This is a genomic window from Streptomyces sp. NPDC057543 (genome assembly GCF_042801895.1).
GTDB lineage: Bacteria > Actinomycetota > Actinomycetes > Streptomycetales > Streptomycetaceae > Streptomyces.
On sequence record NZ_JBHVFF010000094.1, the window covers coordinates 1 to 26,926 of the forward strand.

The window sequence follows — 26,926 nt, forward strand, 5'->3', positions numbered from 1 at the left end:
GGCCCATTTCCACCGGCCGGTACAGCGTCTCCGCTCGAAACGCCGACCCGCCAGGGGTCTGTGGTTACGACCTCGCCCGCGATTGTCAGTGGTGTCGCGGTGTCCGGGGACCTTCGCCTCCGGCGTTGTCGTCAGTCGCCGACGCTCCGCGTCGACTCCCTCCTCCGCCTTGGATTCGAAGGCGCCGGACACCGCTCCTTCTCCCACTGCCAACCGTGGGCGAGGGCGTTACTCGCCGGGGTGGGCGAGCTCGATGTCGTGGCCGTCGACCCCGCGACCGGCCACGGTCAGTGCGCCGGCCACCGGCGGGTAGCCGGTCGCGATGACCGAGTACTCGCCCGCGTCCAGGTCGGTGAAGGCGTACGCCCCGTCCTCCCCGGTCGTCGAGGTGGCGACCACATTGCCCGCCGCGTCGACGAGTGTGACCCGCGCGTCCGGCAGCGGCCGCCGGCCGGAACCGGCCCGCACGACACCCTGCACCAGCGCACCGGACTGCAGTGCGACCTCGATCCGGGTGACGCCCTGGCCGCCGATCTCCACCGGCAGCGCCAGCGGACGGAACCCGGCGGCGTTCACCGCGACGGTCACCGAACCGGGGACCAGCTCGCCGAAGGTGAACTCGCCCGTCTCACCGGACGTGCCGGAGGCCAGCACGTCGCCGCGCACATCGGTCACGATGACCATGGCACCCTCGACGGGCGCGGCGGTCTCGGCGGTCCGCACGATCCCGGCCAGGCCGCTCGTACCGGAGAGCAGGATGTCGTACGAGAGCGGCTCGTCACCGACGACCACGGTGGACGCCTGCGGCTGGAAGCCGTCGGCGGACGCGATCAGGACGTAGGAGCCGGAGCCCGGCGCGTCCACACCGTAGCTGCCGTCGGCCTGGGCGACGGAGCGCCCCAGCTGCCGACCGGCCAGCGAGATCAGCGTGACGGCGGCCCGGGCCACGGGCGCACCCTCGGCGCCGCGCACCACACCGTGCACGGCCGTGCCCTGCAGGGTGGTGACGGGGGCTTCCAGGGTGGCGACCGACGCGGCCGGGGACACCACCGGGGAGGACGGAACGGTGGCCGGAGCCTCGACCGCCTCCGCGACGGGGACCTCGGCCGTGGCCGGGGCGTCGTTGGCGGCGTTCGTCTTCAGCGCGACCTCCTTGATGAAGATGGTGATCAGGAAGGCGACCAACGCGGCCGGGGCGGCGTACAGGAACACATCGCCGACACCGTGCCCGTAGGCGCTCTCCACGACCGAACGGAACGGTTCGGGCAGTGCGTGCACGTCGGGGATGCCCCCGCCGCCGGTGCCACCGTGGCCCATGGCCTCGCCCTTGGGGCCGAGCTCCGCGAGACCGTCCTTGACGTAGTGGGTGACGCGGTTCGCCATGACGGCGCCCAGCGCCGAGACGCCGATCGCACCGCCGAGGGAACGGAAGAAGGTGACGACGGAGCTGGCCGAGCCGAGGTCGGACGGAGCGACCTGGTTCTGCGTGGCGAGCACCAGGTTCTGCATCATCATGCCGATGCCGAGGCCCATGACGGCCATGAAGACCGCGATGTGCCAGTACGTGGTGTCGTACCGGATGGTGCCCAGCAGTCCGAGCCCGGCGGTGACCAGGAAGCCACCGGTGACCAGCCAGGCCTTCCAGCGGCCCGTCCTGGTGATGACCTGGCCGGAGACGGTCGAGGAGATGAAAAGACCCGCGATCATCGGGATCGTCATGACACCGGACATCGTCGGCGACTTGCCGCGCGCCAGCTGGAAGTACTGGCTGAAGAAGACGGTGCCCGCGAACATCGCGATACCGACGAACAGGGAGGCCAGCGAGGCCAGCGTGATGGTGCGGTTACGGAAGAGGCGCAGCGGGATGATCGGCTCGCTGGCCTTGGACTCGACGGCGATGAAGAGCAGTGCCAGCACGGCGGAACCGACGAGCATCACGCCGCTCTGCCAGGACAGCCAGTCGTACTTGTCGCCCGCGAAGGTGACCCAGAGGAGCAGCAGCGACACGGCGGCGCTGATGAAGAACGCGCCGGTCCAGTCGACCTTGACCTCACGCTTCACGACCGGGAGCTTCAGGGTCTTCTGGAGCACGATCAGCGCGATGACGGCGAACGGCACACCGACGTAGAAGCACCAGCGCCAGCCCATCCAGCTGGTGTCGGTGATGACGCCGCCGAGCAGCGGACCACCGACGGTGGCGACGGCGAACACCGCACCGATGTATCCGCTGTAGCGACCGCGCTCACGCGGGGCGATCATCGCGGCCATCACGATCTGCGCGAGGGCGGAGAGACCGCCGACGCCGATGCCCTGGATGACACGGCAGGCGATCAGCATGCCGCTGCTGGTCGAGAGACCCGCGACGACCGAGCCCGCGACGTAGATGAGGAGCGCTATCTGGACCAGCAGCTTCTTGCTGAACAGGTCGGAGAGCTTGCCCCAGAGAGGGGTGGTGGCGGTCATGGCCAGCAGCGAGGCCGTGACGACCCAGGTGTAGGCGCTCTGGCCGCCGCCGAGGTCGGAGATGATCTCCGGGAGGGCGTTGGAGACGACCGTCGACGACAGTATCGCGACAAACATACCGAGCATCAGCCCGGCCAGCGCTTCCATGATCTGACGGTGTGTCATCGGCGCGCCGGACGGGGAGTCGGACGATCCCCCGTGCTTGGCGTGGCCGCCCCGCACACCGGCTGGTGTGGTCGTAGCCATTGAGTTCCTTGTCTTTGCTTCTGTTACACAGGTGTACGGGTGTGCAGGTCGTTGTCGCTGTCGGCGGGCCGCGGGCGGCAGTCGCCGATGTGCTTTCCGGGGGCGCATCCCTCGGGGCCGCGGCAGGCGAAACTGGTGTGCAGCCGGGCGAGCAGCGTGTTGAGCTGGCCGACTTCGTCGTCGGACCAGTCGGAGAGGTTGTGGACGAACAGTTCCGTGACCCGCTGGTTCAGGTCGATGAGCAGGTCGTGGCCGGCGGGGGTCAGCCGCAGGATGCGGGACCGCTTGTCCGCCGGGTTCGAGGACCGCTCGATCCAGCCGCGCTCTGCCACATGGGCGACGTGACGGCTGGTTACGGACATGTCGATGGCCATCAACTCGGCCAGCCGGCTGATCCGCATTTCGCCGTGCTCACGGAGGAGAGCCAGTACGGCGGCGGAGCCGGCGGGACATTCGGGGGGCAACATGCGGGCGAGATCCCGCTTGACGGCTCCGACGGCGCTGAGCTGCCGGGCCAGTTCTTCGTACTGACCTCGTACGGCCACGGGCCCCCCAGACATCTCATCGGTTCATCTTGTTGCTTAGGGCAACCATAGAAGCCGTTGGTTGCTGAAGGCAAACGAAAGAGGGCTTGCAGAAGTAAAGGAACGCAAAAGGCTGCGTAGGGCTCGGGTCAAACGCCCAGCGTGCGGGGGGCGGGTCGGGGCGGGTGTGTCTCCTGCCACAGGTGGGGCGATCGGGTGCCCGTTCCGGGGCGCGTGCGGGGCGGTTCCGCGGCATATATAGGAGTGCGGGAATGAGGGGCGCACGCGGTGTGCGGATACGCGGACACGCGGTGTGCGCGCGGTCCGCGGGAGCGCCGGTACGCGGTGTGCGCGCGGTCTGCGGGAGTGCCGGTACGCGTTGGGTGCCGGTCCGCGGGAGTGCCGGTCCGCGGGAGTGCCGGTCCGCGTTGAGTGCCGGTCCGCGGGAGTGCCGGTACGTGGGGTGTACGCGGTGCACGGGGGTGCCGACACGCGAGGTGTACGTCCCTTTCGTGCCGACTTCGCCGCGGGGTGCGCCTCCCTCCCGGCTCCGGTCCCCGGCTCCGGCCACCGCCCTTCGGCGACCCGGGGGTTGGGCCGTAACGCCGAGTTCGCTAGGGTCCTGGCCCATGGCACACAACCCCCACGCCCCGCAGGGCCCCGAGGGCAACAACGACCCGGCCGGCAGCACTCAGATGTTCCGCGCCTTCGTCGACGAGGGCGAGCCGCAGCGCCGGCAGCAGCCGGCCGCTTCGGCCGGACCGAGGACCGGAATGATCGCCGCCGTCGTCGCGGTGATCGTCGTCCTCGGGGCGGTCGCCTGGCTCGCGCTCGGCTGACCGGCGCACCGGTTTCCCCGTAGCGCTTCCGATTCCACCCGTCACTTCAATACGGCGGTGACGTCCCGGGTCTCCACATGCATCCCCAGGGGCACCCGCCAGGCGTCCACGCAGACGGTGTACGTCTTCGTCCGCGCGGCTCCCGCGTCGATCGGCGCGGGCAGCGGCGCGGACGACTCGACGGTCGCCCAGTCGATCCCCAGCCCGCCGATGACGTGCGTGGCGAAGGTGACCGTCCCCGACCGTGCCGGTGATCCTCCGGTGTTACGGAACTCCACGGTCACCTTCTCGCACCAACGCTCGTCCGCGGCCGCCCGCTCCGGGGCGCCCACCACCAGCACGGCAGGCCCCGCAGGCGGGGTGGAGCCGGGTGCGGGTGCGGATGGGGACGCGGGGTCCGTGGAGCCGCTTCCCGTACCGCCCGAGCCGCCCGTACTGCCGCTTCCGCTACCGCCGCCGCTCGTAGTGCCGGTACTGCCCGCACCGCCGGTACTGCCCGCGCCGGCCGTGCCGGGAGCTCCCGACGTCCGGCTGGTTTTGCCGCCCGCAGTGTCCGTACCCCTGTCGGCGGAGGCGTCGGCGTCGGCGGAGGCGTCCGGCGAGGGCCCGCCGGCGCCGTCGGCCCGCCCCCCGGCACTCCCGCCGCTTTTGTCGTCCTTGTCGTCCCCGTCGGCCTTGCCGCCCCTGTCCAGCGGCACCAGCGTCACCTTCCCCGACGGCGCCACCGTTCCGGAAAGCGGTCTCTCCGGGCCCGTGCCCGCCGCGCCGACCGCCACGTAGCCGTCATTCGCCGTACCGCCGCCGCAGGCGGCCAGCGTGCCACCCAGACACAGCACGGCCGCCGAGGCGGCGATCACGGTGCCCCGGCGGCCGGTCGAGTCGCGTATCTGACGTCGCATCGCGCCAGTGTGGCTGATGGACCGTCAAATCGGAAGCCTCGCGCCGCGGTGCGGCGGTCCGCGGTGGTCAGTCGGCGATGAGCCCTTCCCTGAGCTGGGCGAGCGTGCGGGTCAGCAGGCGCGAGACGTGCATCTGCGAGATGCCGACCTCCTCGCCGATCTGCGACTGGGTCATGTTGGCGAAGAACCGCAGCATGATGATCTGCCGCTCGCGCGGCGGGAGCTTGGCCAGCAGCGGCTTGAGCGATTCGCGGTACTCGACGCCCTCCAGCGCCGAGTCCTCGTACCCCAGCCGGTCCGCCAGGGAGCCCTCTCCGCCGTCGTCCTCTGGCGAGGGCGAGTCCAGCGAGGAGGCGGTGTACGCGTTGCCGACGGCCAGGCCGTCGACCACGTCCTCCTCGGAGACGCCGAGTGCCTTGGCCAGCTCCGGTACGGTCGGCGAACGGTCGAGCTTCTGGGCGAGCTCGTCGCTGGTCTTGGTCAGCGCGAGGCGCAGCTCCTGGAGACGGCGCGGGACGCGCACCGACCACGAGGTGTCGCGGAAGAAGCGCTTGATCTCCCCGACGACGGTCGGCATCGCGAACGTCGGGAACTCCACGCCGCGTTCGCAGTCGAACCGGTCGATCGCCTTGATCAGGCCGATCGTGCCGACCTGGACGATGTCCTCCATCGGCTCGTTGCGGCTGCGGAACCGCGCCGCGGCGTACCGCACCAGCGGGAGGTTGAGCTCGATGAGCGTGTCCCGTACATAGGCACGCTCCGGGCTGTCCGTCCCATCGGGGCCCGGTGCGGGCCCCAGCGCGGCGAGCCGCAGGAACAGCGAGCGGGACAGAGTGCGGGTGTCGATGGCTTCCGACGAGCTGGTGAGCGCAACGGGTGCGGGTGCGCTCTTCGTGAGCGTGAGCACCTTCGAGCTGCCCTGTTCTGCGGACATGCCACCCCCTTGAGGTCGCGGACGGTCGCGTGGAGCCGCGACCATCGGAGGAACGCAGCCTCCACCTGAATACCGGAGGCGGGGCCACGGCAAACGCGGTTCCCGCAGAATGTCACATGTCGGCAACACGCTGTAGTGACATGTCGACAAGTCTTTGTGGCATCTGTGCAGTTAACAGGGGGTGTGACGCAATTCCGGCCGTCCGAACCGGACTTCGAATGCTGTACCCGAACCGGTTAGGCCTCGATCCTGTTTGCGGATCGAAGCCGGGCGAAGCTACGGGCGAGCAGCCTTGACACATGCATCTGGGAGACGCCCAGTTCCGCGCTGATCTGTGATTGCGTCAGGTTGCTGTAGTAGCGCAGCAGCAGGATGCGCTGCTCGCGTTCGGGCAGCTGTACGAGCAGGTGCCGGACCAGGTCGCGGTGCTCGACCCCGGCGAGGGCCGGGTCCTCGTAGCCGAGCCGGTCCAGCAGTCCGGGCAGACCGTCGCCCTCCTGGGCGGCCTCCAGCGAGGTCGCGTGGTAGGAGCGGCCCGCCTCGATGCAGGCCAGCACCTCGTCCTCGGAGATCCTCAGTCGCTCGGCGATCTCCGCGGTGGTGGGCGAGCGGCCGTGGGCGGTCGTCAGGTCCTCGGTGGCGCCGGTGACCTGGACCCAGAGCTCGTGCAGCCGGCGCGGGACGTGCACGGTGCGTACGTTGTCCCGGAAGTACCGCTTGATCTCGCCCACGACGGTCGGCATCGCGAACGTCGGGAACTGGACGCCGCGTTCGGGGTCGAACCGGTCGATGGCGTTGATCAGGCCGATCGTGCCGACCTGGACGACGTCCTCCATCGGCTCGTTGCGGCTCCGGAAGCGCGCGGCGGCGTACCGCACGAGGGGCAGGTTCGCCTCGATCAGCGCGGCCCGTACCCGGCCGTGTTCCGGCGTCCCCGGCTCCAGGTTCTTGAGCTGCCCGAAGAGGACCTGGGTGAGTGCCCTGGTGTCCGCGCCCCTGGTCCTGCCGGGCGTCGTCGCGGTGCCGTCGGGGGTCTCGGTCTGGACCGTCTGGGCTGCTTGGACCGTCTGGGCGGTCTGGGGAGGCACTTGAGGCGCTGTACTGGCCGGCACGATGACGCCACCCCTCTGCGGTCAACTTCGGTCAACTCATCCGTCAAAAGCGGTCATAGCATCACAAGACATGTCCACTGTGTGCAAGCACCGTATGATGTCGTGTTGGGGTCATCTCGGTTTAAACACTAAGAAAAGCCCCTCACCGCAATGGTGAGGGGCTCGGGGGACCGGCTACGGCAGGCGGAGCGGGCGGATCAGAACGGATAGTCGGCAATCACCCAGGTGGCGAACGCGCGCCACTGGCCGGCGGCGGCCTGATGGGCCGGATGCTCGATGTAGCGCTTCAGGGCGTCCTCGTCGGCGACCGCGGAGTTGATGGCGAAGTCGTACGCGATCGGCCGGTCGGTGATGTTCCAGGCGCACTCCCAGAACTCCAGCTCGGGGACCTGTCCCTCCAGCTCCCGGAAGGCCTGTGCCCCGGCGACGACCCGCGGGTCGTCCCGCTCGACGCCGTCGTTCAGCTTGAACAGGACCAGATGGCGGATCATGGGGTACTCCTACTTCACGAGCGCGGACATGAAGTCCCCGACGCTCTGCGCGGCACTCGAAACGCCCTCGAACCCTATCTGGACAAGATCCGCCGCCCGCTCCGGGGACGCGATGATCGTGTACATAACGAAGACGATTACCACGATGAGAGCTATCTTCTTCGCTTGCACCATCAGCCCCTGCTTCCCCTTCGATCCCCTGTGCAGTCGGGCGAGTCTATCCGCACGGATGGCCGTATCCCTCTGTTGTTTGCGACCACTCACGCGGCCTTTAGGGACCAAGGGCCCGGCCATCGGGGCCCTTTGCCCTCTCCTGAGGCCTCTGTGAGGTCGCAGGATGGAGGGTGAGCCCCGCGGATCCGGCAGGAATTCCGAGGGGCGACGGACAGGACGTCACTGTGGGGTCCTCGCCGCGAGCTTCCCCCTGACCGCTGCGAGGGCCTGAACGGCCTGTTCTCCTCGGGGGAAGCGGCTTGTCCCCCCGATGCCGCTTCCCCCGACCAGGACTTCCCGGACCGGCTGTGGTCCCGGGTACGACGACCGTCGCGCCCGGGCCGGCAGCCGGTCCGAGCGCGTACTGCGAGTCGGTGCGGAAAACTCGAAGGGCCCGACGCGATGCGCCGGGCCCTTCACAAGAGCGGTAGCGGAGGGATTTGAACCCTCGGTGAGTTTCCCCACACTCGCTTTCGAGGCGAGCTCCTTCGGCCGCTCGGACACGCTACCGAGAGAGAGCTTAGACCATCCCGGGGCGTGGACAGAAATCCAATGTCAGAGGTCACGGAAGAACGCCGTCAGCCGGCCGGCGCAGATGTCCTCCAGCACTCCGTGGATCACCTCCGGGCGGTGATTGAGCCTTCGGTCGCGTACGACGTCCCAGAGCGAGCCCGCCGCCCCCGCCTTCTCGTCGCGTGCCCCGTAGACCACCCGGTCCACGCGGGCCTGGACCAGCGCGCCCGCGCACATGGTGCAGGGCTCCAGGGTGACCACCAGGGTGCATCCGGCCAGCCGCCACCGGCCGAGTGCCGCAGCGGCGCGGCGGAGGGCGAGGATCTCGGCGTGTGCGGTCGGGTCGCCGGTCGCCTCGCGTTCGTTGTGCCCCGTGGCGAGCAGGGTGCCGTCCGGGCCCAGTACGACGGCGCCGACCGGCACATCGCCGGCCCGCGCCGCCAGGTCGGCCTCGGCCAGGGCGCGGCGCATGTGCGCCCGCCACGGGTCTCTTACGGGGTCGTACGGGCCTCTTGCGGGCTCGCACGGTTCGCATGGCTCACGCGGTTCACGTGGTTCGCGCGGTTCACGCGGTGCCGGTGGTCCTTGCGGGTGCGGTGGTTCGCTCACCCGCGGACCCTAACGGACGGTCTCCATGACCTCGGCCGCACCCAGCGCGTCCGCGATCTCCACCAGTGCGTCCGTACGCAGCATCAGCAGCTCCGCCTCGGGGAGCCCGAGGTCGGCCAGGACCCCGGTGTCACCGAGCGGGCCCGCCGGTACGGCGTCGGCATCGAGTCCGTCGTCGTCATCGTCGTTGGTGTCGTCGTTGTCGTTGTCGTTGGCGGGGGTGATGTCCGGTTCGCCGTCCTCCGTACCGTCGAGGCCGACGAGCTCTTCGAGGGCGGCAATCGTGTCGTCGGCCCCGGGTTCGCGGCCGAGAAGTTCATCGGTGAGCAGGATCTCCCCGTACGAGGAGCGGGCGGCGGCGGTGGCGTCCGAGATGAAGATACGGGGGTCTTCCTCACCGTCCACCCGGACGACGCCGAACCAGGCGTCCTCCTGCTCGATGAAGACGAGCACCGTGTCCTCGTCCACCGAGGCCTCGCGGGCCAGATCCGTCAGGTCGGACAGGGTCTCCACATCGTCGAGTTCCGTGTCGCTCGCTTCCCACCCGTCTTCGGTGCGCGCGAGCAGTGCGGCGAAATACACCGTGACTCTCCCACTGGTCATAGGGGTGTCGGTCCGGCGGGAGAGCAATCGGTGGTCCGGCTGCCCTGCTTCCCGCCCATCGGAATCGTGGCAGAAACAAGGCCTTTGCGAGAGGAGTTCGGCCGTTGCGTCGGCCATCAGTTCTCCTGGACGCCGCCACCAGGGGGACGCCGGGCCGCCGTCCGACCTACCAGCGGAAGGTCCGCATCCGCATGGCCTGGCGCATCCGGGCGGCCCGCGCCCGGCGCGGCTGGACCCGGTCGCGGAGCGCCTTCGCCTCATGAAGCTCGCGCAGGAACTGGGCGCGCCGCCTACGGCGCGCCGCCTCGGCCTCCCGCGGGTCCTGCGGGTCCTCGGCGACCTGCGGGACCGGTGTGTCCGGCTGGTCCCGCTCCCGCTGTTCACCGTCCGGCATCGGCTCATCACCCCAAGGCTGGGTCCGTATGCCATCACCTTCCCTCCGAACATGCGGTTGATGCCAGCGCACGGGTGCGGGAGGCCCGGTTACTGTTGAGCCCATGCGGATCCACGTCGTCGACCATCCACTGGTCGCGCACAAACTCACCACCCTGCGCGACAGGCGCACCGACTCCCCGACCTTCCGGCGGCTCGCCGACGAACTGGTCACCCTGCTCGCCTACGAGGCCACCCGGGATGTGCGCACCGAACAGGTCGACATCGAGACCCCGGTCACACCGACGACCGGTGTGAAGCTGTCGCACCCGCGGCCGCTGGTCGTACCGATCCTGCGGGCCGGTCTCGGCATGCTCGACGGCATGGTGCGGCTGCTGCCGACCGCCGAGGTGGGTTTCCTGGGCATGATCCGCGACGAGGAGACGCTCCAGGCGTCCACGTACGCGACGCGGATGCCGGAGGACCTCTCGGGCCGCCAGGTGTACGTCCTGGACCCGATGCTGGCCACGGGCGGCACGCTGGTCGCGGCCATTCAGGAGCTGATCACGCGCGGTGCGGACGATGTCACCGCGGTCGTGCTCCTCGCGGCGCCCGAGGGCGTCGAGGTGATGGAGCGCGAGCTGGCGGGTACGCCGGTGACCGTGGTCACCGCCTCGGTCGACGAGCGGCTCAACGAGAACGGCTACATCGTCCCGGGCCTCGGTGACGCGGGCGACCGGATGTACGGCACGGTCGACTAGGACTGCCGTCCGGATCAGGCCCGAGCGGGTTGTGCCGGGCTGCCGGGCCCGGCCCGGCAGCCGTCAGCAGGACGGCGCGGGGGACGGATTCGTCAGGGCCGTGAGCGCGTCGGCGGCCGCCCGGGGCGTGTTGAACGCCGTGAACTTCGTACCGAGAATCAGATCGACGTCCGCCGTCCTGCGGGCGTCGGTCTTGAGGACGGCCCCCTGCAACTGCGTACCGAGGACCGGGAACGAGCCGTTCGTGGCCGACGGAGCGCCGAGCAGCACCCCGGGGCCGGCGACCTTCTTGTCGTACGTGGCCGGGGCGTTCCCCACCTTGCCGATGGAGAAGCCGCGCTTCTTCAGCTCGTCGGCGGCTTTCTTGGCGAGGCCGCTGCGCGGTGTCGCGTTGTAGACATTGACGGTGATCTTCGCGGGCTTCGGCAGCGCCTTCGCGGGCGCGGACGGCTTGGCTGACGAGCAGTCCGTCTTGTGGTCAGCGGCGCCGGCCTTCTTGTTGCTGCCCGTGAAGACATCGATGAGCTGCAGCGTGCCCCATCCGGCCAGCCCGAGGGCGACCACGGAAGCGGTGGCAGCGAGGATCAGTTTGCCGCGACGCCGGGGGCGGCGCATGCGCGGGTACTTGTCGCCCGTGATGCGGTACTTTCCGCCCATGCCGGGGGGAGTGAGCATGCTCATGGGCGCAGCGTAGTGCGGCTCGGTGATGATGCCTACTAAATGATCAATGGATCGCACCTGTTCGGGTGCGAAAGCACCCGAACGAACCCGGCACGGGCCGTCCGCAGAGCTTGCGGGCCCGTACGGGAATCCGCGGGGAATCCGCGAGGCACCCGCGAGCCTTCGTCAGCCGAGTTCGAGCACCCGGGCGTGGAGCACCTGGCGCTGCTGAAGTGCGGCGCGGACCGCGCGATGCAGTCCGTCCTCCAGGTAGAGGTCGCCCTGCCACTTCACGACGTGCGCGAAGAGGTCGCCGTAGAACGTCGAGTCCTCGGCGAGGAGGGTCTCCAGGTCCAGGTTGCCCTTGGTGGTCACCAGCTGATCGAGGCGGACCGGGCGCGGCGCGACGTCCGCCCACTGCCGGGTGCTTTCCCGGCCGTGGTCGGGATAAGGCCGCCCATTTCCGATGCGCTTGAAGATCACACGGAAAGCCTACCGGGCAAGAGCCTCCGGGCGCAGCCATGGGGCGGGACTGCGATGCTGGCGATAACGCCACAAACCCAAGCATTCCGGAATAGACGCCGTGGCGAGTGACAGTGACAGCACGGGTGGAGGCGCGGGTTCGGACACCGACGGCGCCGGAGTGTTGCCGGCGCAGGCGCAGGAGATTGCCGACGGGTACGCCGTCTCCGCGGCCGCACTCGATCTGGGCGCGCTGCTCCGGGACGGTGCGTGCCTGCCGGACGCGCAGATCCGGATTCCGCCGGCGATGCTCGATCGGCACGGGCTCGTCGCGGGTCCCACCGGCACCGGCAAGGCGAAGACGCTCCAGCTGATCGCCGAACAACTGTCGCCCAGCGGCGTTCCGGTCTTCCTCGCCGACATCAAGGGCGATGTCTCCGGCATCGCCACCCCGGCGCGCCGGTCGATCGGGTCGCCGAGCGGGCCGGGCAGGTGGGGCAGGGGTGGGAGGCCACCTGCTTGGTGTCGTCGACCTGGTGTCGTCTACCTGGCGGCTGCGCGTTTGGCCGCCCTGGCCGCCTGTTTGGCCTGCTGCTTGTACGCGCGGACCTCGGCGAGTGATTCCGGGCCGGTGATGTCGGCGACCGACCGGTGCGAGCCCGCCTCGCCGTACGGTCCGGCCGCGTCCCGCCAGCCCGTCGGGCGGACCCCGAACTGCTTGCCCAGCAGAGCCAGGAAGATCTGCGCCTTCTGCGTGCCGAACCCCGGCAGGGCGTTCAGCCGTTTCCGCAGCTCGGCCCCGGTGGAGACGTCGCTCCACACCGCGCTCGCGTCGCCGTCGTACTCCGCCACGAGGTATTGGCACAACTGCTGTACCCGCTTGGCCATCGAGCCCGGATAGCGGTGCAGGGCGGGTTTGGTGGTGAAGAGTTCGACGAAGGCCTCGGGGTCGTAGGCGGCGATCTCATGGGCGTCCAGGTCGTCTCCGCCCATCCGCACGGCCAGGGTGTATGGGCCGGAGAAGGCCCATTCCATCGGCACCTGCTGGTCCAGCAGCATGCCGACCAGAGCGGCGAGCGGGCTGCGCGCCAGGAGCTCGTCCGCCGCCGGCTCCTGGGCGATCCGCAGGGTGATGTCCTGGTCCTTGTTGCTCTTGGTCATGCCTTCGATCATCCCGACGGTGGCGTGGCCCGGCCACTCCACTGCCCGTCGATGCAGCCGGTTGCCCCCGAGTTCCGTTCGGGGACGGGGTCTCGCTGCCCCGATTCGCCCTGAGGAGCGGGCGGGTGCACCCAGCGGCGGCGAAGTCGTGGATCAGGCCACCGAGGCCGGGCGAGGGGCGTGCCCCCTTCACCGCTTTCGCGGTCCTGCGTACTCGCACGGAGGGGTGATCCCCCTTCGGCCCGCCCCGGTGGTGGCCCACCCGGAGACCTCGGGTGCCCGAAGGGGCAGCGGCGGCTGCCCCCGGCCGGCGGGATCCGGGCTGGACGAGGCAGTGGCACGTCGTGAAGGTGGAGGGGTGGGGCCATCACGACGCGCCTTCGACCGGGGCGCGGTCAGGGGAGATGACGATGCACGCACAGGAATGGGACCGGGAACACGACCACGAGCGTGATCACGGGCACGGCCAGGAGCAGGTGCACGACGACACCTCGCACGCGTCGAGGGCGGCCGAGGGCCGGGACGCGGCGGACACCCCGCACCTCTACCGTGCGGCGGCCGCCGGGCGGGCCGACGTGGTCGGGACCGGCGGCATGAGCGTGCTCCAACGGGCGGTCGGCAACAGCGCCGTGGGATCGATGCTCCAGAGGCAGGATGAGGACGAGCGCTCCCCTGTGCACAACGTGATCTCGTCCGGCGGCGGGCAGCCTCTGGACACCGATACCCGCACCGACCTGGAGGGGCGGATGGGCGCGGACTTCTCCGATGTGCGCATCCACACCGACTCCGCCGCGCACGAGTCGGCGAAGGGCGTGGGCGCCCACGCGTACACGGTCGGCAACAACGTCGTTTTCCAGCGCGACGCGTACGATCCGTCCTCGCCGCAGGGCCGCACCACGCTCGCCCATGAGCTCACCCATGTGATCCAGCAGCGCAACGGCCCGGTGGAGGGCACGGAGGCGCCGGGCGGTATCCGGGTGAGCGACCCGTCCGACCGCTTCGAGCGGGAGGCCGTCGCGAACGCCGACCGGGTGCTGTCGGACCCGGCTCCGGCATCGGGTTCGGCTCAGGCGGCTGCGACCGGCGCGGCCGGGCACGACGCGTCCCCCGCCGTGCAGCGGGCCGCGACGGAGGACGAGGACGAGCAACCCGCCGATGTCCAGGGCTCCTTCGTTCAACGGGCGAAGGAAGGGGCCGAGGAGGAGGAAGAGGCCCCGCCCGCCTGACCGGAGTCAGCCCGCGGCGTCCGTCCGCATCGTGCCGCCGAGGAACAGCGACTCCGCACACCGCGAAGGAGTCGGCGCGTTCACCGGCTTGCCCACCTTCCGGCAGTCGACGGTCATCGTGACCTTGCCACCGGCAGGCACCAGGATCGGCGTGACGAAGTGGTAGTCGGAGTCGCGGAAGTTCTCCAGCGCGAGCCGGAGCACGGGCGTGTCCCGCCCGGTGGAGACCACGACCGTGCCCGCGTCGCCCTGTGGGTTCTGGACCACGATGTCGGTCAGCTGGAAGGTGTGCCCGGTGGGCACCTGCAGAGCCGTCGAGGTGTTCGACCCACCGCCCACCGAGTCCCTGACCTGCACCTGCGCACTGGTCGGGGCGGCGGCCGCCGAGCCGTCGGAGGCGCCGTCGGACGCGCCGGGGTTCGGCGAGGTACTCGGCTTCGGTGAGGCGCCGTTCGCACCGGAGGAGTCGCCACCGCCCGAATCCGCCCCGGCCGTGGGGTTGGGGCTCGGGGCCTTGCTCTTGTCGGCTGCGGCGGCGGACCGTACCGCTTCCGGCGTGATCGCCTCCCGGGCCGCCGACTTCACGGCCGGTCGCAGCAGCGCGTACCAGAGCCCGACCAGCGCGATCAGTAGCACAGCCGCGGTGATGAGGGCCCGGGGGAGCCAGCGCGGCAGGATCGGCTCCTGCTGGTACGAACCGTCCAGGACCACCGGCGCGACCGGGTCCTGACCCTCCGCCACATCCGGTGTGGCGACGACCTGGAAGGGGTGCGTGACCGGTGTGCCGCGCCACACGCGCTTCGCCGGCCGGATCCGCAGCTTCCCGAACTCCGCCCGGCCGGGCGCGATCTCCAGCGTGTCCGCCGCGAACGTCACCCGGGCCCGCTCCGTACCCGACTGGGCCCCCAGTCGCACGGTCGCGGGGGTGTTTCCCCGGTTGTCGACGGCGAATTGGTGCCGGCCGCGCCACGCACCGTGCGAGCTGCGCGGTACCAGCTCGGCGGTCGTCTCGGTGAACGGCAGTACGGTCACCCGTCCCTCGGGTACCACCGTGTCGCCCTGCTCGCTGGTGGGCACCACCCGGATCCCGAAGGGCGTCTCCCCCGCGAGTACGGTCGAGTCGCGGGGCGGACGCAGGACGAGAGAGACGGCCTGGGTGTCGCCCGGATACAGCGACAGGCTCGCCGGTTCCACCGTCGACCAGGCGGCACAGGCTCCGACCACCTCGAAGCGGTATTCCTCGACGGTGCTGCCGGAGTTGAGGATCCGCAGGGGGAGGGCCGTCTCCTCGCCCGGTGCGGCAGTGACGGACGAATCGTCGAGGCTTGCCGTGAGACTCATAGGGCGCACCGTAGGGTCGGCGCCGAACGCCGACATCGGCCGTGAAGGAACACTTCCGGGCAGATTCTGTGCCCGGATCGGCTTTTTTGTTTCCCTGTAGATATACGCGGGAATCGTTTGACCGCCTCAAGACGAATGAGGCACACAAGAACAGCCGTGATGGTTGTGCTCAGTGTGATGCCACCGGCTGTTGCCCAGGGGGAGCATTGCCATGGAGCGCACCACTGTCGCATTACGGGCCCAGGATCCGATCTCGCAGGCGGGCGTGGCCAGTCAGTTACGAGCCCGGCCGGAGGTCAGCGTTACGGACTGGGGGGAGGGTGACTCCTCACCCCAGATCGTGGTCGTCGTCGTTGACGCGGTCGATGACGACGTGCTGACGATGCTGCGCCACATCCAGCGCACCAGCACCTCACGCACTGTCCTCGTCACCACGGACATCGACGAGCAGAAGCTGGTGAGTGCCGCGGAGTGCGGTGTCGCCGGTGTGGTCAGGCGTTCCGAGTCGACCCCGGAGCATCTGGTCCAGGTCATAAGGACGGTGGCGCGGGGCGAAGGCCATCTCCCGTCCGACCTGCTGGGCAGGCTGCTGGAGGAGGTCGGACGCCTCCAGGGGCAGGTGCTCGGGCCGCGCGGACTGCACTTCACCGGTCTCGCGGCGCGCGAGGTGGATGTGCTGCGCCTGGTCGCGGAGGGGTACGACACCGCCGACATCGCGACGAAGCTGGCCTATTCCGAGCGCACGATCAAGAACGTGCTGCATTCGGTGATGACCCGGCTGCAGCTGCGGAACCGGTCGCACGCGGTGGCGTACGCGATGCGGCAAGGGCTGATCTGAGCCGACCCGCACGGGCGCGCGCGGCACGGGCGGGCGTACGGCGCTGTCGTGCGCGGCACGGGCGGGTACGGCACGGGCGCGCGCGGCACTCCGGCAGATCCCCCGCTGCCCTTTCGGGCAGCGGGGCCTACCCGAGGGTATGACTCCCGCACCGCTGTGCGACCGCCGCCGGTGCAGGACCCTGACGTCCGGTGTGCCGATCGGGCGAGGGTGGGGGAGGACTTCCGTGCGCTGGTTCCAGCCGCTTCGGCGGGTGCCGCGGTCGCGGCGGGGCGGATCGACCCGGGCCCGGCCGTCCACCTCGCGTCGCGCTCTCACCGTGCTCCGTGTCCCGGCCCTCGCGCTGCTTCTCGTGGCCACCGGCATCGCGCCCGGTTCGGCCGTCACCTCCGGTGTGCCGGCGGTCGCGGTACCCGAACCCTGGGTCACACCGGCCGAGTTCACCGACGCGGTCGACCCGGGTGGCTCCACGGGTGTGGACAAGCAGGTGCGTACGCCGGCGATTCCGCCGAGGCCGGATGTGATCCTGCTGGTGGACGGCACGGGCAGCATGGATGTCCCGATCCAGCGGGTGAAGGAGCGGATCCCCGAGATCACGAAGGCGATCCGCGACGAGCAGGCGGATTCGCGTTTCGCCGTGGCCACCTTCGGCGACCAGCAGGTGGATCCCGACGCGGGCTTCAAGGTGCTGCAAGGACTGACCTACGACCTGAACGAGGTGCAGACGGGCGTCAACCAGCTCGACTCCGACATGGGCAGCTACAGCATCGGCCCGCCCGAGGACTGGATCTATGCCCTGTGGAAGCTGGCCAATGGTGGTGACGGAAAGACTGTGTTCCGCCCCGACTCCAGCCCCGTCATCGTGTTGGTCGGTGACGCGTCCAGCCACGACCCCAGCAACTACAAATATTCTTTCAGCGACGCCGAGTTCGCCCTTCAGGACGCGGGGGTGCGGCTGATCGCGGTCGGTCTGACCAGTGACAGGGGCGACGGCCTCAACGGTGATGGCCGGACGCCCGAGTACCCCAATGACGAAAAACATGATCCGGACCAGGCCCTGCGACTGGCGGGCGCCACCAACGGCCGGATGATCGAAGGCATCGAGGGCGATGACGTCGTGGACGCCATCATCGAGGGGTTCAGCAACCTCCCCACCAATGTGAGTTACCGCCTGGACAACTGCGATCCGCATCTGTCCGTCAGCCTCGACCCACCCACCCGTCAGCTCACCAGCGGGGACACGGCGCACTTCGCCGAGAACATCGACGTCTCCGCGGACGCGCCCCAGGGCACCCGGCTGACCTGCACCGTCCAGTTCCTGATGGGAACCCAGGCCCCGGGCACGGACACGATCGGGCCGGCCGCGGCAGCCGACCCGGAGTTCCAGGAACAGATCGACATCGACGTGAACGACATCGACGCGCCCGTCGTCACCGTGGACGATCTGACCGTCCGGGCCAAGGACAAGAAGGGCGCGCGCGTGACGTACGACGCCACCGCCCAGGACGCCACCGACGGCACGCTTCCGGTGACGTGCAGCCCTGCCTCCGGTTCGCTCTTCCCGGTCGGTCGCACCACGGTGACCTGCTCGGCGACCGACTCGGCGGGCAACACGGGGGCGGACACGGCGGAGATCGAGGTCCTGGAGGCCCCCGTCCCGCCCTCGGCGGACGTGGCGGTGAAGGTCGACGTCAGCCCGGACCGTACGTACACCGGCCGCCCCGCCCGTGCGCGATTCACCATCACCAACGCCGGTCCGGACCCGGCGACAGGCGTGGTCATCGGTTCCACCTGGCCGAAACTCCCCAACGGAAGGGACCGCAGCCTGCCCGCCCTGCCCCGTTGCACAGCGGCGAAACCGTGCACCATCCCGGCCGGTGGCCGCATCGAGGTGACCCAGACCGCGACGTACCGCGCGGCAATCACCGGAGATGTACGGGCCACCGTGCGTGGCACGCTGCCGGACCGCCGGAAGGCCAACAACCAGGACACCGACCGGCTGCGCGTCCTGAAGCCCTCACTGACCGTCACGCCGCAGGTCGCCAAGCCGGGCCAGCCGGTGCTGGCCCGCGGCAAGGACTACCCGCCGGGCGCGACCGTACGTTTCACGTGGAACATCGGTATCAGTCCCGCGGGAGCGGTCGCCACGGTGGGCCGCGACGGCACCTTCGAGGTGCAGGTCCTGGTCCTGCGCAAGGACAAGCTCGGCCCGCGCAAGCTGCGGGCGGACTCGTACGACCTCGACCGGCTGCAGAAACCGGTCCTGGTGGTGCAGCGGAATCTCCAGCCACCGGACTTCGCGGGCCGCGCGTGAGCGCCGATGACCGCACGGGAGTGATCGGGTGATCCACGAGGTCGACGACGTACTACGGGCGCTGATCAGGGCGGAGGTACTCGAAGGGGGGCAGATCGCGGTGGTCTTCGACGCCCCGACCCGGGAATGGGCGGCGAAGGTCAACGCGCCCATGGTCAACCTGTATCTCTACGACATCCGCGAGGACATGCGCAGGCGCGAGCGAGGTCTGCACAACGACTACGACGAGCGGGGCACGATCATCGCGCGCCGCCGCCCGCCCCGCTTCTTCAAGCTGTCGTACTTGATCACGGCATGGACGAAGCGCCCGGAGGACGAGCACCGGCTGCTCTCGTCGCTGCTCGGCTGCCTGCTGCGTTACGAGGCGCTGCCCCCGGAGCGGCTGTCGGGCACCCTGGCCGAGATCGGGGCGGCTGTACCGATGTCGATCGCGCTGCCGCCACCGGAGGACCGCTCGTTCGCCGACGTGTGGAGCGCGCTGGGCGGAGAGTTGAAACCTTCGCTCGACCTGGTGATCAGCGTGCCGGTGACGGCGTCGCCGAGCTATGTGGTCGGGCCGCCGGTGGGGGACGAGGGGCTGCAGACCCGGTTCGGGGACGTACCCGAGGGGACCGAGCCCGTCTCGGAAGCGGTGCCGGGCCGCGGGGGCCTCCCGGTGTACGGAGGCCGTCCGGGACGGCCGGGCGGGAACGCCGCCTCACGTGCCCCCGATGCGGAACGACGACGCGGCCTGTCCCTCCGCATCACGGAGACCCGAAAGGCCCGTACGGGTTCCGGGGAGGACCGCGCAAGGACCCGGAAGGCCCGTACGGAGGACAGCGCCGAATGACCACCGCGGGTGATCCGAACCTGCGCCATCTCCTCGCCCGTGCGGTAGCGGTGGAGCAGCGCATCCGACGAGCGGTCGAGGTCCGGCAGCTCACGGACCCGGACCCGGACGACGCCTTCCGCGGCCTCTATCTCACGGACGAGAACATCGCCCGACTCCTGGACGAGAACGAGGCCCGCGCCTTCCCGTACCCCGTACCGGACCACGTTCCGGACCACGTTCCGGGCTCCGTTCCGGGCTCCGTTCCGGGCTCCGTTCCGGGCTCCGCTCCGGACCACGTTCCGGGCTCCGCTCCGGACCACCTTCCGGGCTCTGTTCCGGGGTGCAACGAAGCGGCGGCGCAACAGTCCAGACTCACATCCCTGGCCGACGAGTTCGGCCTCACCGCCCTCGACATCGAGATCCTCCTCATCACGCTCGTACCGGATCTCGACGACCGCTTCGAGGCGTTCTACGGCTACCTGAACGACGACGTCACCCGCCGCCGTCCGTCCATCGGTCTGGCCCTGGGGCTCTGCGGACTGTCCCCCGCCGACCAGGTGGCGCGCGGCCGGCTGTCGGCCCGTGCCCCGCTCCGCGAAGGCCGTCTCCTCCTGGTCGAGGACCTGGACCGCCCGTTCCTGAGCCGTGCGCTCCGCGTCCCCGACCGGGTCACCGCGCACCTCCTCGGCGACGACACCCCCGACCCGCGCCTGGCGGATCTCCTCGCCCCCTGGCACGCCGTACCGGGCGTCGGCGACCCGGCCCCGCTCGCCGCGGCCCTTGCCCGGGGCACCCCGCTCGCCTACCTCCGGGAGGACCAGGGCGGCGCGGGCACGGCCCTCGCGGCCTCCGCGCTGACCCACGCGGGCCACCGGGTCCTGGGCCTGAACCTGGCGCGGCTGGCCGAGGACCCGGCCCCCGCCGAGGCCGTCCGCTCCCTGGTCCGCGAGGCCCGGCTGATCGGCGCCGGCCTGGTCTGCGCACCGATCGACGCGGTCTGCCGCGAACACCCGGAACTCCTCCGGCTCCTCACCGGCACCCCGGTCCCCGCGATCCTGGTGGGCCGGGCCCCCTGGGACGCGGTTTGGTCCGCCGCTCCGCCGCTCCTCCTGCACGCCCCCCGCGTGGAACCCTCGACCCGGGCCGCCCTGTGGACCGACGCGTACGACGCCCCCGTCCCCGAGACCATCGACGTGGACCGGCTGCTCTCGCCGTTCCTCCTCACCCCGGAACAGATCACCCGCGCCGCCCGGGGCGCCGCCCAGACCACCCACCTGGACGGCGGCATCCTCACCCCCGACCACGTCCGTCAGGGCGCCCGCGCCCAGAACGCGGCAGGACTGGACCGCCTGGCCCGCCGTATCGAACCCACCGTCACCTGGAACGATCTGGTCCTCCCCCCGGACACCCACGCCCAGCTCCGCGAACTGACCGCCCGCGCGCGCCATCGCGACCGGGTCCTGGGGGAGTGGGGCATGCGCCCCGGCGGAGGCAGGGGCCGGGGCGTGTCGGCCTTGTTCGCGGGCGATTCCGGCACCGGAAAGACGATGTCCGCCGAGGTCATAGCCGCGGACCTGGGCCTGGACCTCTACACGGTCGATCTGGCGACGGTGATCGACAAGTACGTGGGCGAGACGGAGAAGAACCTGGAACGGATCTTCTCCGAAGCGGCGGGCGTGAACGGAGTCCTCCTCTTCGACGAGGCGGACGCGATCTTCGGCAAACGCTCGGACGTGAAGGACGCCCACGACCGCTACGCGAACGTCGAGAGCGCGTACCTCCTCCAGCGCATGGAGTCCTTCGACGGCCTGGCCATCCTCGCCACCAACCTCCGGGCCAACCTGGACGACGCCTTCACCCGACGCCTGGACCTGGTCATCGACTTCCCGGTCCCGGACCCCGAACAACGCCTCGTTCTCTGGGAGCGCTGCCTGGGCCCCGTACTCCCCCGGGGCAAGGACCTGGACCTCGCCTTCTGCGCGGAGAACTTCGAGCTGGCGGGCGGCAACATCCGCTCGATCGCGGTGACGTCCGCGTACCTGGCGGCGGACACGGGCGAGCCGGTGACGATGCCGACGCTGATCCACGCGATCCAGCGCGAGTACCAGAAGCTGGGCCGGCTGACGCTGGCGTCGGAGTTCGGGCCGTATCTGGAGCTGCTGGCCTGAGATGCGACACCTCGCCCGGTCCCCGTGCGGGTGCCCTTGCGCCGGCCCGGAGTTGGCGCCACCGTGGGCGGGGGCCGGTCGGTGACCGGCCGGTTCCTCTCCGTACGGCGACGGGAGTCAGCGTGACCGCATTGCCTGTTCTGCCCCACGAACTGCACGGTGACGGCCCGCACAAGGTGATCGCGGTGCACGGCTGGCTCGCCGACCGCTCCGCGTACGCCCCCGTGCTGCCGGACCTCGACCTCGGCTCGTTCCAGTACGCGGTGGTGGACCTACGGGGATACGGCGAGGCCCGGGACGCGGACGGCTCGTACACCACGACCGAAGGGGCCGAGGACGTGCTCGCGCTGGCCGACGGGCTCGGCTGGGAGCGGTTCTCGCTGGTCGGTCACTCGATGGGCGGCTCCGTCATTCAGCGGACGCTGGCCGCCGCGCCGCAGCGGGTGCGCAGGATCGTCGGGGTGTCGCCCGTCCCCGCGTCCGGCCTGCCCCTCCCGCCGGACCAGTGGGAACTCTTCTCCGCCGCGGCGGACGCCCCTCAGAACCGGCGGACCATCCTCGACATCACGACCGGAGGTCGACGCCCCACAGGCTGGTTGGACCGCATGGTGCGGCGCTCGCTCGAACGCAGCGACGCGAAGGCGTTCCGTGCCTGGCTGGATTCCTGGGCGGGCGAGGACTTCCACGACCGGATCGACGGTTCGCCCGTGCCGGCCCTGGCCGTCGTGGGCGCGCTGGACCCGGCGCTGTCGGCCGAGTTGCAGCGCGCCACCTGGATGCGCTGGTTCCCCCGGGCCGAACTGGTGGAGCTGCCGTCGTGCGGCCACTACGCGATGGACGAGGCCCCGCTCGACCTGATCCGCGTGATGGAGGACTTCCTGCGGGCGGACGCGGAGGACGGCGAGGCGAAGGCATGAGCGGCCCCGCCGCCGAAGCTCCGGAGCCGACCCCCGTACCGGACGTCTTCGACCCGAGGCAGTACGCGCAGGGCATTCCCCACGATCGCTACCGCCACCTGCGCGACCACCACCCGGTCTCCTGGCAGGAGGAGCCGGAGGTCCTCGGCTGGCCGGCGGGCCCCGGCTTCTGGGCGGTCACCCGGCACGCGGACGCGGTCCGGGTCCTGAAGGACTCCTCGACGTACTCCTCGTACCTCGGCGCCACCCAGATCCGCGACCCCGACCCCGCCGACCTGCCGTTCATCCGCCGCATGATGCTCAACCAGGACCCACCGCACCACCGACGACTGCGCACCCTCGTCAGCCGCGCCTTCACCCCGAAGCGCGTCGACCGCTTCGAAACGGTCGTCCGTGAACGCGCCCATTCCCTGCTCACCCGGGCAGTCGCCGAGGCACGTGCCGGCGACGGCACCTGCGACCTCGTCGCCCGGGTCACCGACGACTACGCCCTGCTCAACCTCACCGACCTGCTGGGCGTACCGGACACCGACCGCGCGCTGCTCCTCCACTGGACCCGACGCGTCATCGGCTACCAGGACCCCGACGAAGCCGGAACACCGGAACTGGACCCGGACGGCAAACCGGTCAACCCCCGTTCCCCGGCCTCACTGCGCGACATGTTCGACTACGCGCACGCCCTGGCGGCGCACAAGCGCCGGCACCCCGCCGACGACGTGATGACGGCGCTCGCCACCGACCCCGAACTGACCGGGCCCGAACTGGAGATGTTCTTCTTCCTGCTGGTGGTGGCAGGAAACGACACGGTACGCAGCGCGGCCCCCGGCGGCCTGCACCTCCTGGCCGAGAACCCCGAGGCGTACTGCCGCCTGCGTAACGGCGAGGTGGGGTTCGCCACCGCCATCGACGAACTGCTCCGCCGCCACCCGCCGGTCCTCACCTTCCGCCGCACCGTCACCCAGGACACGGAGCTGGCGGGCACCCGCATCCACGTCGGCGAAAAGGTGGTCGTCTTCCACGCCTCCGCCAACCACGACGAACGCGTCTTCCCCAACCCGTTCACCCTGGCCCTCTCCCGCACCCCGAACCCCCATCTCTCGTTCGGCGACGGCCCGCACGTCTGCCTGGGCGCCCACTTCGCGCGGCTGCAACTGGCAGCCCTGTACGAGGAGACGTGCCGAGCCCTGCCACCGGGCCGACTCCAACTCGCCGCTCCGCCAAGCCGTCTGGTGTCGAACTTCATCAATGGGCTGAAGTCGCTGCCGGTGCGGGTGGGCGGCGCTTGAAGCCTGGTCCGTGTATGTCGCATCGTGGCAGTTGCACGCGCAGCGCAGACACTCGACCGGTGCCTCACCGGGTCCGCCGAGGGATGGACGGCTCAACGGGTGGAGCGGCGTCGCTGATGAGGCTGAGGACTCGGCGCGGCTTGTCCCTGGCCGACATGGCGCGTGCATTGACACAGATTGCTCGGGGCCTGGGCATGCCCGCCTGAGTGTGCCAACGAGTCCGGAACGCCGCCCGATGCGCCGACAGCCGGTCGGTCAGGAACCGCAGGTGCGGGGTGGACAGGTCGAGGGCAGACGGGTAGACAAGCACACGAAGCTCCTGCCAACACGGGCGATCTTGGTCGTGAACCCGTCTACCGGGAGCTTCATCAGGTGTGCAGGCCAACAGGCAGACTCATCAACCAAGTTGGCTATCGACGACATCATCGCTGCGGCGTGCTCTGTATAGGCTGGTGCGCGTGGATGTGAAGGGGTGTCTTGGGTGTGACCTTCTGACCGGGCGCCGGGAGTTGCCCGGGGGCGTCTTGCACGAAACCGCTGCTTGGGTGGTGAACCACGTCGTCGGGCCTATGAATCTTGGCACCTTGATCGTCGGTCCGCGGGACCATGTCGTGGCCGTCGCGGAGCTCGACGACACGGCAGCGGCGGAACTCGGCCCCTTGCTGCGCGATACCGCTCGTGTCGTGGAGACGTTGTGCCGGCCTGAGCAGACCTACGTCTGCATGTGGTCGCATGGCCCTGACGCGCGCAAGCACCTGCACATTGCGGTCCAGCCGGTGACCGCGGAGGTGCGCGCCCACTACGGCGGGCTGCGCTCTGAGAAGCTCCAGGCCCGGATGCTGGCGGACGGTGACGAGCCGGACATCACGGATGTCCAGCAGTTCTGCGAGCGGGCTCGCGAGCTGTTCCGAGCATTCACCGACAGCAGCCATGAAGACCGCAGCTGATCACCGGTGCCAGACCGACACCACGGCACAGTCGGGCGAGCATACGCGAGGAAGCACTGCAGTCTTCTCCACCGCGCACCCTCAACGTGAGGTTGGAAAAGGCTCACTGCCTCAGCTGCGATTCAGCGGCCAGATCAGATGGGCGCGGCTCCCGTTGGCGCAGCTGAAGAATCGAAGGGCCGAGCGTCGAGTGGTTGGCAGTCCAGCAATCATGAGGGACCAACTCCTTCACCTGGCCGAGATGACTCGGCATCCGAAGTTCACCGTTCAGGTACTCCCGTGCGAGCGCGGCGCGCACCCGGGCATGGCGGCAGGTCCCGTTCCAGATTCTCGGTTTCCAGCGGCAGGCTGATACTGGCGTGGCGTATGTGGAACATCGGACAGGCGCTTGCTACCTCGAACGCGCCCACGAAATCGAGGCGCATACTGTGGCCTTCGAGCACCTCGCAGCACGTGCGCTGAGTCTGGAAGACTCGGTGCAGATGGTGCGAGAAGTCGCGAAGGAGTACGTGTGAACGACGATTACCGCCTACGGCGGCCATCCGGGCGCCGGACCCGGTATACTCTACCGCCGCAGCAAAGGCGAAGAATGCGCGAGGCTCACGCTCAGAACTACCCGTTGTGATTCCGGTCTTCTCTTTCCTCGAGATCCGCGAAGAAATTGTAGCCGACCAGGCGCGCCAGTCCGAATGGTGTCCGTCCATCACTGGTCTCGGCGAATGGATCGGCGCCACGAGAGCGCAGAAGTTCGATCAAATCGTCACGCCCTTGCGAAGAATGTGTCGCAACCATGAGCGGTGTGTTGCCATACTTGTTCCTCGGGTCTACTTCCGCTCCTCCGTTCAGAAGCATTTCGGCGGCCTGGACTTGCCATTGTTGAGCTGCAAAATGGAGGGCTGTAAATCCCTTCTTGTCTGGAATGTTGGGGTCGACGCCTTGTTCCAGCAAGTGTGTGATCTCCTGTAGGTCACCTTCGAGTGCCGCATAGTGGAGTGGGGACCGCCCGCCTCGGTCGAGTCTGACTTCGTAGTTGCTCACGCGCGCCTTCCCGTTCGATCTAAGGGGCTTCATGTTCATGACTCATGTTGCTGTCCGGATCTTCTATCCAGTAATGACTGGGTATATTTTCATACTTAATGAATTCCTCTCTCGTCCATTCCTCCGCCTTTGCTCTATCCCGGGACCTCCAGTATTCATAACCCGGCTTGTGTCCATAGTGGAAAGGTCCTCCGACAGGTATTAGTACGCCAATGTTCGGGTCGATGTAGTACTTGCCGTTGGGCGTTTTCGTTGCCGAAGCCTTAATTGCAACCTTCGTGCTCTCCCAGAGGGTGACTCGTATGTACCTGGAGTCTGTTCCGGTTTCAGGGAAGGGGGCGTACCTCCCGTAGGTATCCTCGTTGGAAAGGAATCTCATCTTCCTTATTATTTTCTGGGTGTCGATTTCGCCCGCAGTGTTGCTGAGTCCCACCTTCCGGAGGGTGGCTAGTGCGCCTCCCCCTAGGAGTCCAACCGCCTCCTTGCGGACTGGTTCGTTATTTCCGAATACGTTTACATAGAATTGCGGCAGGGTTGGATTCGCCCCATTTGCGTAGTATTCCTTTTCTATGAATTTGTGCGTAACGGAGTCTTTGAAGTAGCTTAGTGCGAGAGTTTCGGTGCCCAGGAGTATGGACTTGTCCGGCCAGATCTTTCCCCCTCCGGATTCGGGCTTATTGAATTGCCGACTCCACCATTCATTGTGAACCTTTTCTATGAAGTCGGGCCCATGTTTGTTTAGTTGTTTTTCGATCTCCTTGATGTTATTTGGATTTCCTACCACCCCGTGTGCCACTACCGATCCGGGGCTGGCTTTTGCGACAACCGAAAACTTTCCCGAGTTATCGTTTTTGAATTGCGCTCGTAGTGATTTTAGGCCCTTTGGTTTTAGCTGGTTGTGAATTCGCTCGATGAGATCGTGCAAGGCCGCCTTGTCGGAGAGCGTCTTTGATGTGGGGGTCGCGAGTAGATCTCGCGCTTCGCGCTTCACGGAGATGCTGTTCTTATCATCCTTTGCGTCGGCGGCCCCACCTTTTCTAGGATCTTTCTTATTAATCTTTGCCCAGAGTTTCTTTCCGGCTTTGGTGATGAAGCCGACGATTTTGTCGATGGCGCGGTTGACGGGTTTGGCGACGGCGTGGAAGACGGATTTGACTTTGTTGGCGAGGGAGCCGATG

The 26,926-nt window shown here is 69.0% G+C and carries 28 protein-coding genes, 1 tRNA gene and 2 pseudogenes; 13 read left to right on the forward strand and 18 right to left on the reverse strand.

Annotation, left to right across the window (positions count from 1 at the left end):
• Nucleotides 1-228 precede the first annotated feature (228 nt).
• Nucleotides 229-2,709 (reverse strand): MFS transporter, encoded by a 2,481-nt coding sequence (locus ACFU8Q_RS17745; protein WP_384454337.1) that lies wholly within the window; start codon nucleotides 2,707-2,709, stop codon nucleotides 229-231.
• A 23-nt stretch (nucleotides 2,710-2,732) separates the two neighbouring features.
• Nucleotides 2,733-3,254 (reverse strand): MarR family winged helix-turn-helix transcriptional regulator, encoded by a 522-nt coding sequence (locus ACFU8Q_RS17750; protein WP_384454395.1) that lies wholly within the window; start codon nucleotides 3,252-3,254, stop codon nucleotides 2,733-2,735.
• A gap of 608 nt (nucleotides 3,255-3,862) precedes the next feature.
• On the opposite strand from ACFU8Q_RS17750, the gene ACFU8Q_RS17755 reads away from it, so the two are divergent.
• Nucleotides 3,863-4,072, forward strand: a complete 210-nt coding sequence (locus ACFU8Q_RS17755; RefSeq protein WP_384454339.1) for a hypothetical protein — start codon at nucleotides 3,863-3,865, stop codon at nucleotides 4,070-4,072.
• Between the two features lie 41 nt (nucleotides 4,073-4,113).
• Here ACFU8Q_RS17755 and ACFU8Q_RS17760 read toward each other — a convergent pair whose 3' ends face one another.
• The 9 genes from ACFU8Q_RS17760 to ACFU8Q_RS17800 form a co-directional block, all read right to left on the reverse strand.
• Nucleotides 4,114-4,971: a hypothetical protein gene (locus ACFU8Q_RS17760; protein WP_384454342.1), complete on the reverse strand. Its 858-nt coding sequence runs from the start codon at nucleotides 4,969-4,971 to the stop codon at nucleotides 4,114-4,116.
• Nucleotides 4,972-5,038: 67 nt separating this feature from the next.
• Nucleotides 5,039-5,905 carry an RNA polymerase sigma factor SigF gene (locus tag ACFU8Q_RS17765; protein WP_384454345.1) on the reverse strand — a complete coding sequence of 289 codons (867 nt, stop codon included), beginning with the start codon at nucleotides 5,903-5,905 and terminating at the stop codon, nucleotides 5,039-5,041.
• A 236-nt stretch (nucleotides 5,906-6,141) separates the two neighbouring features.
• Nucleotides 6,142-7,017, reverse strand: coding sequence for an RNA polymerase sigma factor SigF (locus ACFU8Q_RS17770; protein ID WP_384454348.1), 876 nt, complete (start codon nucleotides 7,015-7,017; stop codon nucleotides 6,142-6,144).
• Between the two features lie 197 nt (nucleotides 7,018-7,214).
• Nucleotides 7,215-7,508, reverse strand: a complete 294-nt coding sequence (locus tag ACFU8Q_RS17775; protein ID WP_266747422.1) for a Dabb family protein — start codon at nucleotides 7,506-7,508, stop codon at nucleotides 7,215-7,217.
• 9 nt (nucleotides 7,509-7,517) lie between these two features.
• A complete protein-coding gene (locus tag ACFU8Q_RS17780; protein ID WP_384454351.1) occupies nucleotides 7,518-7,682 on the reverse strand; it encodes a hypothetical protein in 165 nt (54 codons plus the stop codon).
• 464 nt (nucleotides 7,683-8,146) lie between these two features.
• Nucleotides 8,147-8,231 (reverse strand) — tRNA-Ser (locus ACFU8Q_RS17785).
• A gap of 45 nt (nucleotides 8,232-8,276) precedes the next feature.
• A complete protein-coding gene (tadA, locus tag ACFU8Q_RS17790; RefSeq protein WP_384454354.1) occupies nucleotides 8,277-8,705 on the reverse strand; it encodes a tRNA adenosine(34) deaminase TadA in 429 nt (142 codons plus the stop codon).
• Nucleotides 8,706-8,852: 147 nt separating this feature from the next.
• A complete protein-coding gene (locus tag ACFU8Q_RS17795; protein WP_384454398.1) occupies nucleotides 8,853-9,425 on the reverse strand; it encodes a hypothetical protein in 573 nt (190 codons plus the stop codon).
• 187 nt (nucleotides 9,426-9,612) lie between these two features.
• The gene (locus ACFU8Q_RS17800) at nucleotides 9,613-9,840 is read right to left on the reverse strand and encodes a hypothetical protein (RefSeq protein ID WP_384454357.1); all 228 of its coding nucleotides are present in this window, start codon (nucleotides 9,838-9,840) and stop codon (nucleotides 9,613-9,615) included.
• Between the two features lie 103 nt (nucleotides 9,841-9,943).
• Here ACFU8Q_RS17800 and upp point away from each other — a divergent pair, with 103 nt between their 5' ends.
• Entirely contained in the window at nucleotides 9,944-10,579 is a 636-nt protein-coding gene (gene upp / locus ACFU8Q_RS17805) for a uracil phosphoribosyltransferase (RefSeq protein ID WP_384454359.1), read from the forward strand.
• Between the two features lie 63 nt (nucleotides 10,580-10,642).
• Here the strand turns inward: upp and ACFU8Q_RS17810 are convergent, their stop codons facing one another.
• Together ACFU8Q_RS17810 and ACFU8Q_RS17815 are read right to left on the reverse strand one after the other, a co-directional pair.
• Nucleotides 10,643-11,236 carry a LytR C-terminal domain-containing protein gene (locus ACFU8Q_RS17810; protein ID WP_384454400.1) on the reverse strand — a complete coding sequence of 198 codons (594 nt, stop codon included), beginning with the start codon at nucleotides 11,234-11,236 and terminating at the stop codon, nucleotides 10,643-10,645.
• Nucleotides 11,237-11,425: 189 nt separating this feature from the next.
• Nucleotides 11,426-11,722, reverse strand: a complete 297-nt coding sequence (locus tag ACFU8Q_RS17815; RefSeq protein WP_072488263.1) for a type II toxin-antitoxin system VapB family antitoxin — start codon at nucleotides 11,720-11,722, stop codon at nucleotides 11,426-11,428.
• A 160-nt stretch (nucleotides 11,723-11,882) separates the two neighbouring features.
• On the opposite strand from ACFU8Q_RS17815, the pseudogene ACFU8Q_RS17820 reads away from it, so the two are divergent.
• Nucleotides 11,883-12,214 (forward strand): annotated as a pseudogene (locus ACFU8Q_RS17820) (helicase HerA-like domain-containing protein); the annotation flags it as partial.
• 30 nt (nucleotides 12,215-12,244) lie between these two features.
• Here ACFU8Q_RS17820 and ACFU8Q_RS17825 read toward each other — a convergent pair.
• Entirely contained in the window at nucleotides 12,245-12,862 is a 618-nt protein-coding gene (locus ACFU8Q_RS17825) for an HhH-GPD-type base excision DNA repair protein (RefSeq protein WP_384454362.1), read from the reverse strand.
• 404 nt (nucleotides 12,863-13,266) lie between these two features.
• Here ACFU8Q_RS17825 and ACFU8Q_RS17830 point away from each other — a divergent pair, with 404 nt between their 5' ends.
• On the forward strand, nucleotides 13,267-14,088 hold the full coding sequence (locus ACFU8Q_RS17830) for a DUF4157 domain-containing protein (protein WP_384454364.1): 822 nt from the start codon (nucleotides 13,267-13,269) through the stop codon (nucleotides 14,086-14,088).
• A 6-nt stretch (nucleotides 14,089-14,094) separates the two neighbouring features.
• Here ACFU8Q_RS17830 and ACFU8Q_RS17835 read toward each other — a convergent pair whose 3' ends face one another.
• The gene (locus tag ACFU8Q_RS17835) at nucleotides 14,095-15,429 is read right to left on the reverse strand and encodes a hypothetical protein (protein ID WP_384454367.1); all 1,335 of its coding nucleotides are present in this window, start codon (nucleotides 15,427-15,429) and stop codon (nucleotides 14,095-14,097) included.
• Between the two features lie 211 nt (nucleotides 15,430-15,640).
• On the opposite strand from ACFU8Q_RS17835, the gene ACFU8Q_RS17840 reads away from it, so the two are divergent.
• The 6 genes from ACFU8Q_RS17840 to ACFU8Q_RS17865 all read left to right on the forward strand — a co-directional run bounded on the left by ACFU8Q_RS17840 (nucleotide 15,641) and on the right by ACFU8Q_RS17865 (nucleotide 23,763).
• The gene (locus ACFU8Q_RS17840; RefSeq protein ID WP_384454370.1) at nucleotides 15,641-16,267 is read left to right on the forward strand and encodes a response regulator transcription factor; all 627 of its coding nucleotides are present in this window, start codon (nucleotides 15,641-15,643) and stop codon (nucleotides 16,265-16,267) included.
• A gap of 319 nt (nucleotides 16,268-16,586) precedes the next feature.
• Nucleotides 16,587-18,581, forward strand: coding sequence for an HYR domain-containing protein (locus ACFU8Q_RS17845; RefSeq protein WP_384454373.1), 1,995 nt, complete (start codon nucleotides 16,587-16,589; stop codon nucleotides 18,579-18,581).
• 28 nt (nucleotides 18,582-18,609) lie between these two features.
• A complete protein-coding gene (locus tag ACFU8Q_RS17850; RefSeq protein WP_384454375.1) occupies nucleotides 18,610-19,410 on the forward strand; it encodes a DUF4255 domain-containing protein in 801 nt (266 codons plus the stop codon).
• Nucleotides 19,407-21,560 (forward strand): ATP-binding protein, encoded by a 2,154-nt coding sequence (locus ACFU8Q_RS17855; protein WP_384454378.1) that lies wholly within the window; start codon nucleotides 19,407-19,409, stop codon nucleotides 21,558-21,560. The genes ACFU8Q_RS17850 and ACFU8Q_RS17855 overlap by 4 nt, the downstream gene beginning before the upstream one ends.
• 122 nt (nucleotides 21,561-21,682) lie before the next feature.
• Nucleotides 21,683-22,477, forward strand: coding sequence for an alpha/beta fold hydrolase (locus tag ACFU8Q_RS17860; RefSeq protein WP_384454380.1), 795 nt, complete (start codon nucleotides 21,683-21,685; stop codon nucleotides 22,475-22,477).
• Nucleotides 22,474-23,763, forward strand: a complete 1,290-nt coding sequence (locus ACFU8Q_RS17865) for a cytochrome P450 (protein WP_384454383.1) — start codon at nucleotides 22,474-22,476, stop codon at nucleotides 23,761-23,763. The genes ACFU8Q_RS17860 and ACFU8Q_RS17865 overlap by 4 nt, the downstream gene beginning before the upstream one ends.
• Nucleotides 23,764-23,974: 211 nt before the next feature.
• On the opposite strand, the pseudogene ACFU8Q_RS17870 reads toward ACFU8Q_RS17865, so the two are convergent.
• Nucleotides 23,975-24,073, reverse strand: a pseudogene (locus tag ACFU8Q_RS17870) (IS5/IS1182 family transposase); the annotation flags it as partial.
• Nucleotides 24,074-24,332: 259 nt separating this feature from the next.
• Here ACFU8Q_RS17870 and ACFU8Q_RS17875 point away from each other — a divergent pair.
• From ACFU8Q_RS17875 to ACFU8Q_RS17885, 3 genes are read left to right on the forward strand one after another with little or no spacing between them, the layout of a single operon-like run.
• Nucleotides 24,333-24,710: a hypothetical protein gene (locus tag ACFU8Q_RS17875; protein ID WP_384454385.1), complete on the forward strand. Its 378-nt coding sequence runs from the start codon at nucleotides 24,333-24,335 to the stop codon at nucleotides 24,708-24,710.
• Nucleotides 24,694-25,062 (forward strand): Scr1 family TA system antitoxin-like transcriptional regulator, encoded by a 369-nt coding sequence (locus tag ACFU8Q_RS17880; RefSeq protein WP_384454388.1) that lies wholly within the window; start codon nucleotides 24,694-24,696, stop codon nucleotides 25,060-25,062. Before ACFU8Q_RS17875 ends, ACFU8Q_RS17880 begins: the two co-directional genes overlap by 17 nt.
• Nucleotides 24,962-25,225: a Scr1 family TA system antitoxin-like transcriptional regulator gene (locus ACFU8Q_RS17885; RefSeq protein ID WP_384454402.1), complete on the forward strand. Its 264-nt coding sequence runs from the start codon at nucleotides 24,962-24,964 to the stop codon at nucleotides 25,223-25,225. The genes ACFU8Q_RS17880 and ACFU8Q_RS17885 overlap by 101 nt, the downstream gene beginning before the upstream one ends.
• A 97-nt stretch (nucleotides 25,226-25,322) precedes the next feature.
• Here ACFU8Q_RS17885 and ACFU8Q_RS17890 read toward each other — a convergent pair whose 3' ends face one another.
• Nucleotides 25,323-25,748 carry an ankyrin repeat domain-containing protein gene (locus tag ACFU8Q_RS17890; protein WP_384454390.1) on the reverse strand — a complete coding sequence of 142 codons (426 nt, stop codon included), beginning with the start codon at nucleotides 25,746-25,748 and terminating at the stop codon, nucleotides 25,323-25,325.
• A 19-nt stretch (nucleotides 25,749-25,767) separates the two neighbouring features.
• Nucleotides 25,768-26,926, reverse strand: a 1,159-nt coding sequence (locus ACFU8Q_RS17895; protein WP_384454393.1) for an HNH/ENDO VII family nuclease, incomplete at its 5' end; no start/stop codon positions are given.

What these genes read in the sequence shown, in the direction of transcription:
- ACFU8Q_RS17745 (WP_384454337.1), bottom strand. Translation starts at nt 2,709, where the DNA reads ATGGCTACGACCACACCAGCCGGTGTGCGGGGCGGCCACGCCAAGCAC.
- ACFU8Q_RS17755 (WP_384454339.1), top strand. Translation starts at nt 3,863, where the DNA reads ATGGCACACAACCCCCACGCCCCGCAGGGCCCCGAGGGCAACAACGAC.
- ACFU8Q_RS17760 (WP_384454342.1), bottom strand. Translation starts at nt 4,971, where the DNA reads ATGCGACGTCAGATACGCGACTCGACCGGCCGCCGGGGCACCGTGATC.
- ACFU8Q_RS17765 (WP_384454345.1), bottom strand. Translation starts at nt 5,905, where the DNA reads ATGTCCGCAGAACAGGGCAGCTCGAAGGTGCTCACGCTCACGAAGAGC.
- ACFU8Q_RS17775 (WP_266747422.1), bottom strand. Translation starts at nt 7,508, where the DNA reads ATGATCCGCCATCTGGTCCTGTTCAAGCTGAACGACGGCGTCGAGCGG.
- ACFU8Q_RS17780 (WP_384454351.1), bottom strand. Translation starts at nt 7,682, where the DNA reads ATGGTGCAAGCGAAGAAGATAGCTCTCATCGTGGTAATCGTCTTCGTT.
- tadA (WP_384454354.1), bottom strand. Translation starts at nt 8,705, where the DNA reads ATGCGCCGCGCCCTGGCCGAGGCCGACCTGGCGGCGCGGGCCGGCGAT.
- ACFU8Q_RS17800 (WP_384454357.1), bottom strand. Translation starts at nt 9,840, where the DNA reads ATGCCGGACGGTGAACAGCGGGAGCGGGACCAGCCGGACACACCGGTC.
- upp (WP_384454359.1), top strand. Translation starts at nt 9,944, where the DNA reads ATGCGGATCCACGTCGTCGACCATCCACTGGTCGCGCACAAACTCACC.
- ACFU8Q_RS17810 (WP_384454400.1), bottom strand. Translation starts at nt 11,236, where the DNA reads ATGGGCGGAAAGTACCGCATCACGGGCGACAAGTACCCGCGCATGCGC.
- ACFU8Q_RS17825 (WP_384454362.1), bottom strand. Translation starts at nt 12,862, where the DNA reads ATGACCAAGAGCAACAAGGACCAGGACATCACCCTGCGGATCGCCCAG.
- ACFU8Q_RS17830 (WP_384454364.1), top strand. Translation starts at nt 13,267, where the DNA reads ATGACGATGCACGCACAGGAATGGGACCGGGAACACGACCACGAGCGT.
- ACFU8Q_RS17835 (WP_384454367.1), bottom strand. Translation starts at nt 15,429, where the DNA reads ATGAGTCTCACGGCAAGCCTCGACGATTCGTCCGTCACTGCCGCACCG.
- ACFU8Q_RS17840 (WP_384454370.1), top strand. Translation starts at nt 15,641, where the DNA reads ATGGAGCGCACCACTGTCGCATTACGGGCCCAGGATCCGATCTCGCAG.
- ACFU8Q_RS17855 (WP_384454378.1), top strand. Translation starts at nt 19,407, where the DNA reads ATGACCACCGCGGGTGATCCGAACCTGCGCCATCTCCTCGCCCGTGCG.
- ACFU8Q_RS17865 (WP_384454383.1), top strand. Translation starts at nt 22,474, where the DNA reads ATGAGCGGCCCCGCCGCCGAAGCTCCGGAGCCGACCCCCGTACCGGAC.
- ACFU8Q_RS17875 (WP_384454385.1), top strand. Translation starts at nt 24,333, where the DNA reads ATGAATCTTGGCACCTTGATCGTCGGTCCGCGGGACCATGTCGTGGCC.
- ACFU8Q_RS17880 (WP_384454388.1), top strand. Translation starts at nt 24,694, where the DNA reads ATGAAGACCGCAGCTGATCACCGGTGCCAGACCGACACCACGGCACAG.